The organism is Synechococcus sp. R50.1 (assembly GCF_047462115.1).
Lineage (GTDB): Bacteria > Cyanobacteriota > Cyanobacteriia > Thermostichales > Thermostichaceae > Thermostichus.
The window spans coordinates 1-8,570 of the sequence record NZ_JANSIN010000074.1 but is presented as its reverse complement, the minus strand read 5'-3'; the positions used below and the strand labels follow the sequence as shown (position 1 = coordinate 8,570).

The window sequence follows — 8,570 nt, the reverse complement described above, 5'->3', positions numbered from 1 at the left end:
TCTGGTAGAGCAGAGCAGGCCCAGGGCTACTGAAAGCCCGCTCCGTACCGCTTAGCGGTCGGAGCCGGGTAGTTTACGTTTGCTCCTTGCCCCAGACCCGATGGGGAGCAAATGCGTTTGCGTTTGTGAAAGCATCGCGCAGCGATAACGCAAAGATAAGCTGGAGAAGAGCAGCGAGCGGGCGTTCATGTCTTCAGAGCATTACAAGTTCGACCTTTTCTTGCGCTACCACCGAGAGCAAGCCCGGTGGGCGCGTCAACTGGCGGAGCGGCTGGATCGCGAGGGTTTCAAAGTCTGGTTTGACCGCTGGATGCTGCAGCCGGGGGATAACCGCAAGCTGGAGCTGCAACTGGCCATCGAACAATGCCGCTGGGTGGGAGTGGTGGCCTCTCCAGAGTTTGTTGCCGATCCCTGGCCAAGGGATGAGCTGTACAGCGGGTTTCCCCATGCCCCGGCACGACAAAACCAGCGCCTGCTGACGCTGCTGCACACCCCCACTGAGCTACCCCGCCCCCTGGAAGAGGCGCCCCTGCTGGATTTTACTGGCTCAGAAGAGGATCCGGTGCTGTTTGAGTACCGCGCCTTGGAGCTAATGCACTTTTTGGATCCCAGCTTCCCTGCCCCCGGGGATCTGCAGCGGTTCCGGCTGCAATACCGCCGCCGTGAGGGGAAAGAGTCCCTGGAAGATGAAGAGGTGCGGGGATTTCAGGCCTTTTTGCGGGCCATCCAGATGGCCATCCTGCGCATTGCCACAGGCGAAACCCCCTCCGCCACGCCAGAAGAAGGAGCGCGTCAGATCGCCATTTTGCAGTTCATTCAGCGGCTGTTTCAGTGGAACAGTGCCGACATCCAATTCGAGCGGGGGGAAGACTGGCGTCGCCGCGGCAACCTGACGGAAGCCCTGGCCGCCTACGACCGGGCTCTGAACATGGATCCCAACTTCGCCCTGGCTTGGAGCCGCCGTGGGGATGTGCTGGTGCAGCTGGCCCGCTACCGCGAGGCGGTGGACAGCTACAACGGATCCCTGAGCATCAACCCCTACGACGAAGAAACCCGGCTGCGCCTGGCCCTGATTCTGGGGCGCCTGGGGCAGTACAAGTCGGCGGTGGTTAACTACGACAAGGTGCTGGAGAGCAACCCGGAAGATGCTCTGGCCTGGCATAACCGCGGCATCCGCCTGCTGCAACTGAAGCGGTCGAAGCTGGCCCTGAACAGCCTGAACAAAGCGCTGCGCCACAACCCCAAGCAGCCCCGCACCTGGCTGGCCCGTGGGATCGTGCTGCGGCGGCTGCGTCGGCCCAGCTCGGCAGCGGCCAGTTTTGCCCGGGTCTTGAAGCTCAACCCCAAAAGCGGGCGGGTTTGGCGTTACCAAGGCAATGCCCTCTTCCACTGCCACCGGCTGCGCTCGGCTGTTGAATGTTACAAGCGCTCGCTGCGGCTGCGTCGCCGGGATCCCATAACCCTGCACAACTTGGGGGTGGCCCTGCTGCGCTTGGGGCAGTATCGGCTGGCCAGCAAGGCCCTAGAACGCGCTCTGCGCTACGATGCCGACAACTACAAAAGCTGGTACGCCCGCGGTGTGGCCTTCCAGAAATTGGGCTACCTGAAAGAAGCCTGTATCCACTTCGAGGAAGCCCTCAAGATCAAGCCGGAGCACTTTCCAGCCCGCTATGCCTTGGCGGTAGCTCAGCAGGAGCTGGGGCAATATGAGGCCAGCCTACGGCATTTCCAGCGCTTAGTGCAGCAGCGTCCCGGCAGTTCTGCCTGCTGGTTTGGCCAGATCACCGGCCTGCGGCGCCTGGGCCGGCTGGAAGAAGCCCGTGCCGCCTGCCAGCAGATGATCCACCTCAACGAACGGGATCCCTGGGGCTGGTTTGCCCTGGGGTTGATCTACAGCGAGCTGAGGGATCCCGAACAAGCTGTGCAAGCCTACTCGCGGGTTTTGCAGCTCACCCCAGAAGATGCTGTGGCCCTCAACAACCGCGCCTGGGAAGCCTTGAAATTGGGGAAGCTGGAACCTGCCCTGGCAGACGCCCAACAGGCCACGCACCTGGATCCGCAGCGGCCCGCCTTTTGGCATACCCTGGGGCTGATTCAACTGCAGGCCGGCCAGCGAGCAGCCGCCCAAGCCAGCTTGCAGCGCTGTCTGGAGCTGGATCCGCAATTTCAGCCGGCCCAAGCCGCCCTGCAGGACTTGGCCCAGGAAGACTCGGCCTCGCCGGCGGGAACAGCTCTGCCGGATTTGGAAACCCTCACTCCCCAGTCGGAGCCGCAGCCAGTTGACCCCAACCCCTAGCAGGATCCCCTGGGCTTTCAGACCCCAAGGACAATGCCTGCAGCAGGCAGACGGGAGCAGAACATGCCACACTGGATCCCGCCCCCCAGGACCGACACGCATGGATCCCTATCTGATCCCTGTCAAGCTTCCCCACAGCTCCTACGATATTCTCCTCCAGTCTGCCGAAGGCCCCCCTGGCCACAGCCTCATCCAGTTGGGATCCCAAATGCGAGCTAGAGGGCTTTCCGGCAAGGCTCTGGTGGTGAGCCATCCCGGCATTGCCAAACACTTTGCCGAGAAGTTGCTGCAGGGGCTGCAACAAGCGGGGTTTGCCGCCCACCTCTGCCTATTGCCTGCCGGCGAACGCTACAAAACCCTGCGCTCGGTGGCCAAGATCTACGACGCCGCCCTAGCCTTTGGCCTGGAGCGCTCCTCCACCTTGGTGGCTCTAGGAGGGGGGGTCATTGGCGACATGGTGGGGTTTGCCGCCGCCACTTGGCTGCGCGGGATCCCTTTTGTGCAGGTGCCCACCTCACTTTTGGCCATGGTGGATGCGGCCATTGGTGGCAAGACCGGTGTCAACCATCCTGGCGGGAAAAACCTCATTGGGGCGTTTTATCAGCCGCGCCTGGTGTGGATTGATCCAACGCTATTGCAGACTCTGCCCCAGCGGGAGTTTACCTCAGCCCTAGCGGAGGTGATCAAATATGGCGTGATTCAGGCTGCCGACCTATTTGAGTTTTTGGAAGATCGACCCCAACTGAGCCGCTATACCGACTTTACTCCCGCAGACTTGCACTACCTGCTGCGCCGCTGTGCCGAGTGCAAAGCCTGGGTGGTGCAGCAGGACGAGAAAGAAGCGGGCCTGCGGGCCATCCTCAACTACGGCCACACCCTCGGCCATGCCCTAGAAGCTGCCACCGGCTACCGCCGCTACCTACACGGGGAGGCTGTTGCCATCGGCATGGTAGCTGCCGGGGAGATTGCCCGTCGCTTGGGTTGGTGGAGCGCTGCCGAGGCGGAGCGGCAACGACGCCTGATCGAGAAAGCAGGACTGCCCAGCCGGTGGCCGGCCGGGATCCCTTGGGAGGCAGTGCTGCAGGCGATGCAGGCCGACAAGAAAGTCAAACAGGGGCGGATTCGCTTCGTTTTGCCCCGCCGGATTGGCCAAGCGGAGCTGACCGATCAAGTCGAGCTAGCAGAGGTGCAGGCTGCTTTGGCCTCGATTACAGCCACCTCTGGAACCCTAGAATTAGGAAAACCTAAGGACAAGAAAGCATGGCACGGCAACAACGAGTAGCCATTTTGGGAGCAACAGGAGCAGTAGGGACGGAGCTGCTGACGCTATTGGAAGAGCGCCACTTTCCTGTAGCCGACCTCAAGCTTTTGGCCTCGCCCCGTTCAGCGGGCACTTATTTGACCTTCAAGGGGGAGCGGATCCCGGTGGAACCAGTTTCAGAAGCGGCCTTCCGGGGCCTGGATCTGGTGCTGGCCTCTGCCGGAGCCGGTGTCTCCAAAGCCTGGGCCAGAACCATCGTCGAGGCGGGGGCGGTGCTGATTGACAACTCCAGCGCCTTTCGCCTGGATCCCAATGTTCCGCTGGTGGTGCCGGAGGTCAACCCCCAGGAAGCCTTCCGTCACCAAGGGATCATTGCCAATCCCAACTGCACCACCATCCTAATGTGCGTGGCCATCTACCCCCTGCATCGCCACATCCCCCTGCGCCGCGTGGTGGCCGCCACCTATCAATCGGCCAGTGGGGCCGGGGCCCGCGCCATGGTGGAGCTGCAAGAGCAAACCCGCGCCTACCTGCAGGGGCAGCCGTTTCCGCCCCAGGTGTTCCCTTACCCCATTGCCTTCAACCTCTTCCTCCACAACAGCCCCCTGCAAGAGAACGGCTACTGCCAGGAAGAGATGAAGATGGTGAACGAATCCCGCAAGATTATGGGATCCCCCAACCTGCGGCTGACAGCTACCTGTGTGCGGGTGCCGGTGCTACGTACCCACGCCGAGGCCCTCAACCTGGAGTTTGAACAGCCCTTCCCTGTGGAAAAAGCCCGGCAAATCCTGGCCCAGGCCCCTGGGGTGGTGCTCATTGAAGATTGGCAGCAGAACCGCTTTCCCATGCCCATCGACGTGGCCGGCAAGGATGAAGTGGCGGTGGGCCGCATCCGCCAGGACATCTCCGAGCCCAAGGCCCTGGAGCTGTGGCTATGCGGGGATCAAATCCGCAAAGGTGCGGCCCTCAACGCCGTTCAAATTGCCGAGCTGCTTTTGAAGGACTAATTAACCTGAACCGTCAAGGATTAATAGCCTGAACCGTCAAGGTTACCGGCCCCACTGTAACAGGGGCAGCCTCAGTGCTGTTCAACGTCACCGGGGAGTTGGGGTAGTTGTAGGTGCCGGGTGGGTCCGCAGCTACGAATGAGACTTGGACAGAGATGGTCACTGTGCAAGTTTGTCCTGGGGCTACTTGTCCTCCGGTGAATCCAATGGTGGTGGGCGGAGTCCCCGAGGTTGTGATATTGGGGGAGCCGCACGATGTAGGAGTCGCCGCACCGGCAAATTGCAAACCACCAACCGGCGCTGGCGGCAAGGTGTGGCTAAAGGCCAAGCCCGTCAATGGAATGGCTGCCTTGTTGGTGATGGTAAACGTCAAAGTTCCAGTCCCGCTAGCGGCAGGTGCGCCGATTGGGCCAAGCGGGTTGGGAAGAAATTCCATGGTAAAGTCGGGAGCTGGCACCGTTACCGTTAGGTTGATAGCCGCAGCGGTGGCATTGAGCCCTTGGTTGCTGCTCAGGGTTACCGCGGGGCTGGTCAGGGATCCCACTGTCGTGGCCGTAACTTGAAGATCCAGGCTGATGGTGCAGCTAGCGTTGGCTGCCAATGAGCCGTTGACCAACGAGATGGAAGTGGTTGTTGGTGAAGCTATCACCGTCCCCCCACAGCCATCGCTCAGGTTATTGGGACTGGCAATGACCAAACCGTTAGGCAAGGTGTCGGAAAAAGCTAGACCAGTCAGCGGCAGAGCGGCTGTGTTGGTAATCGTGTAGGTCAGAGTTGTTTTGGGAGTGGAGCCAAAAGCCAGCGAGACCGAGGTAGAACTAAATGCCTTGGCAAAAGTCGGGGCACCCGGCGTGGGTGTCGGAGTCGGCGTAGGTGTCGGAGTCGGCGTAGGTGTCGGAGTTGGAGTCGGTGTAGGTGTAGGCACTGTCGTCCCACCGCTTCCGCCGCCACCGCAGCCGGTCAGTCCTAGACAGGCCGCTCCTAGACTCAAGGCCACAAGAGTTGTAGCTGCTTTTTTCTTCATCGCTCTCTCACTCCTCATCACTATCGGACTTGACTTTAGTTTTTATCGACCTGTCTTGCTGCAGTGTACTCCAGTCCAATTGCTGTTCAGGACGCTTCTGCGCCGAGGCAATTCACAGTTATTGTAATAAACCTTGGCTTAGCTGGCAAACTCCAACTAGGGAATAGCTCCTTCAGACTTGCTCTTGTGTACCTTGCTCATAAACACAAAATCTGGCGCTCCAAGCCAACTTTCAGAACCTCGCCTATGCCGCTCGAGCCAGCAATGTTCACACAACGTTGGAAAGGGAGGAGAATTGAAAAGCATTCGGCCTTTGTGGAGATTGGCTTGTGCATCCAATTGGGATGGGATCCCTGGCCAGCTTGATCGCCGGCTTGGCGACGGGGCTGGGGGCTTTGCCGGCCCTTTTTCTTCCCTCGCTCTCCGAAAGGGCGCAAGGGATCCTGCTGGGATTTGGGGGTGGGGTGATGCTGGCGGCCACCTCTTTTTCCCTGCTGGTGCCGGGCACCGAGGCAGCCATAGCGCTGGGGTATTCCCCATTTGGGGCGGCTGTGGTGATGGTGGCAGGCCTGCTGCTAGGGGCGATCTTCCTGGAGAGTGCCCACCGCCTCTTTCCTCACGAGCACTTTTTCAAAGGGGTTGAAGGGGAGAACCGCGCCCATTTGAAGCGGATTTGGCTGTTCATCATTGCCATTGCCCTGCACAATTTCCCGGAAGGCTTGGCGGTGGGAGTGGGTTTCGCTACCGGCCAAGTCGGCGATGGGTTGGCGTTGGCGTTGGGGATCGGCTTGCAGAACATGCCAGAAGGGCTGGTGGTGGCTTTGTCACTGGTGGGCCAGGGGTACTCGCGGCTGTTCGCTTTTGGCATCGCCCTGCTGACCGGACTGGTGGAGCCCATCGGCGGCATCCTGGGAGCAACGGTGGTTTCTCTGGCGCAGCCCCTACTACCCTGGGGCATGGCTTTTGCGGCGGGGGCGATGTTGTTTGTCATCTCAGATGAGATCATCCCTGAGTCGCACCGGCAGGGGTTGGAGCGGGAGGGCACCTTTGGGGTCATCAGTGGGTTTGTGGTGATGATGTTGCTGGATATCACCTTGGGCTAGCAAGGGATCCCGTCGCGAAGTGGAACGGAGTTTTATTTTTTTATGTTGAGTAACGAACCCTTTTTGTGGCGAGGAGCAGGGGAACACGCCTGTCTGCTGCTACATGGATTGGGGGGCGGTGTTTACGAGTTGCAATGGCTGGCAGAGCGGCTGTTGGCGGCTGGCCTGACGGTGCAGGGATTTAACTATCCCGGCCATGACAGTGCTCCGCATCGCTTACACGACCGCCGGTCTGCCCACATGCCCCCTTCCCGCTGGACGGAGTGGTACGGGCGGGCTTTGGAGCATTACCTGGCTCTGCAGCAGGAGTATCCCCGCGTTTCCTTGGTGGGCTTTTCCACCGGCTGTCTGCTGGCTTTGCACCTGGCTTTTGCCCATCCCATCCATAAATTGGTGCTGCTGGCGCCATTTTTCGCCATTCGCCACCGCTGGTACTATCTTTTTCGCCCAGAGCAGTACCTGAACAGCCTGGGGTGGTTGTTGGAGGATGTCCCCCGCTTCCATCTGCCCATTCGGGACGGGGATGTCCGCGCTTTGGCGGAAAAGGTAGCCTATTTTCGCAGCTTCAATCTGTCGGCAGTGCGCAGCGCCCTCGAGCTCATCGAGCGGGTCAAGGGAGAGGTGGCCGGCATCCGGGTTCCCACCCTGATCCTGCAATCTCGCCAAGATACAGTAGTGGATCCTGAACAGGCAGCGTGGCTCTATCAAGAGCTGGGATCCGAGGAGAAGATCTTGCATTGGCTGGAGCACTCCGACCACATCCTCACTTTGGACTGCGAGCGGGAAACGGTGTTTGCCCAGGTTTGCGCCTTTCTCAAACGGGATCCCTCTGCGCCCGGATCAGCGTAACCCGCTGCCAAGCACCGCGGGCATCGTAGTCCCGGATCAAACGCAAGAGACAATGGCAGTCTTCCGGCTGCGGAAACCAGCTCAGGCTCACCGAAAAGCTGCGATCCCGGTGGGCGGTAGGGATGGGCAAGGGATCCGGCCCGCCAATCCACAGCCCTCCCGGCAAGGGATCCCAGTTGCTCAACCACTCTGCCCCCGAGCAGTCCACCTCGGCTTCGGCAAACCGGCCCTCGGCAACCGCAAAGCTCTGGGCGATCCCCCGCCATCTCCCCTGTAGACAGGCCCTCAGTCGCTCTTTGCTCAGGGGTGCACAGTCTGCAACGGGATCCAAAGCTTGGCCGCGCCGCTCCAGGATCGCGGTTACCTCTACCAGACGACCTTGGGCATCCCACTGTTGCACCACCCGCGCCTTGCGATCCCCCCAGAGAAAGCCCTGCTCGACGGCAAAATCGCTGAACGGTGCCAGTTGCACCCGCCCGTTGGAAAAGGATCCATCGGGGAAAAAGCGCAATCCCGGCGAGAAATCCTGGTAGACCCAGCTCTGGGAGCTTTCGGGAGTGGGGGATCCCTGTAGGGGGTAGTAGGCGTTGGTTTGGCGGATCGCGATCCCTGCCGCCGGACTTCCTGAAGAAGAGGATGGAGCCAAGGCCTCAAAGGTGATGAGGCTGCGCTTTTGGCCCCCCAGCTCCCAGCCGCCGGCGGTGGGTCGATAGTTGGAGAAGAGGCCGTGCCACACTCCCAGGTGGAGAGCCAGACATTGTTTTTGGGTTTTCATGAAGCAATGTGAAGCTAAGATTGTGAGGACGTAACGCTGGAGAGCAAGACCTATGGGGAAGAAGCTCCGAGGTGGCATTTTAGTAAACTACCCGACCCTGACTGCTTCGCAGTACAGGGCGGGCTTTCGGCAGCCCTGCAGTTGGCAAGCCAACCACGGACCTCTAGGCTGGTTTACGGCAGCCCCCAAAAGCGCAATCACCTTCGCACCGTTAAAATCCGCATCCCCTTCCCAACCGCAGTGCCCGCATTTGAA

General features: G+C 60.5%; 7 protein-coding genes and 1 pseudogene. 5 read left to right on the top strand and 3 right to left on the bottom strand.

Annotated elements, in window-relative coordinates:
* Positions 1-187 precede the first annotated feature (187 nt).
* From NW870_RS12630 to NW870_RS12620, 3 genes are all read left to right on the top strand, one after another.
* Positions 188-2,296 carry a tetratricopeptide repeat protein gene (locus NW870_RS12630; RefSeq protein WP_414375588.1) on the top strand — a complete coding sequence of 703 codons (2,109 nt, stop codon included), beginning with the start codon at positions 188-190 and terminating at the stop codon, positions 2,294-2,296.
* Positions 2,297-2,396: 100 nt separating this feature from the next.
* The gene (gene aroB / locus NW870_RS12625) at positions 2,397-3,578 is read left to right on the top strand and encodes a 3-dehydroquinate synthase (protein WP_414375586.1); all 1,182 of its coding nucleotides are present in this window, start codon (positions 2,397-2,399) and stop codon (positions 3,576-3,578) included.
* On the top strand, positions 3,557-4,564 hold the full coding sequence (locus NW870_RS12620) for an aspartate-semialdehyde dehydrogenase (RefSeq protein ID WP_414375585.1): 1,008 nt from the start codon (positions 3,557-3,559) through the stop codon (positions 4,562-4,564). The genes aroB and NW870_RS12620 overlap by 22 nt, the downstream gene beginning before the upstream one ends.
* A gap of 13 nt (positions 4,565-4,577) precedes the next feature.
* Here the strand turns inward: NW870_RS12620 and NW870_RS12615 are convergent, their stop codons facing one another.
* Positions 4,578-5,588, bottom strand: coding sequence for a hypothetical protein (locus tag NW870_RS12615; protein WP_414375584.1), 1,011 nt, complete (start codon positions 5,586-5,588; stop codon positions 4,578-4,580).
* 329 nt (positions 5,589-5,917) lie between these two features.
* Between NW870_RS12615 and NW870_RS12610 the strand changes: the two genes are divergently transcribed.
* Positions 5,918-6,691: a ZIP family metal transporter gene (locus tag NW870_RS12610; RefSeq protein WP_414375583.1), complete on the top strand. Its 774-nt coding sequence runs from the start codon at positions 5,918-5,920 to the stop codon at positions 6,689-6,691.
* Positions 6,692-6,733: 42 nt separating this feature from the next.
* The gene (locus tag NW870_RS12605) at positions 6,734-7,540 is read left to right on the top strand and encodes an alpha/beta hydrolase (RefSeq protein WP_414375581.1); all 807 of its coding nucleotides are present in this window, start codon (positions 6,734-6,736) and stop codon (positions 7,538-7,540) included.
* Here the strand turns inward: NW870_RS12605 and NW870_RS12600 are convergent.
* Complete coding sequence (locus NW870_RS12600; RefSeq protein WP_414375579.1) at positions 7,506-8,315, bottom strand: DUF3598 family protein; 810 nt, start codon at positions 8,313-8,315, stop codon at positions 7,506-7,508. The genes NW870_RS12605 and NW870_RS12600 overlap by 35 nt on opposite strands.
* 87 nt (positions 8,316-8,402) lie before the next feature.
* Positions 8,403-8,570 (bottom strand): annotated as a pseudogene (locus NW870_RS12595) (RNA-guided endonuclease TnpB family protein); the annotation flags it as partial.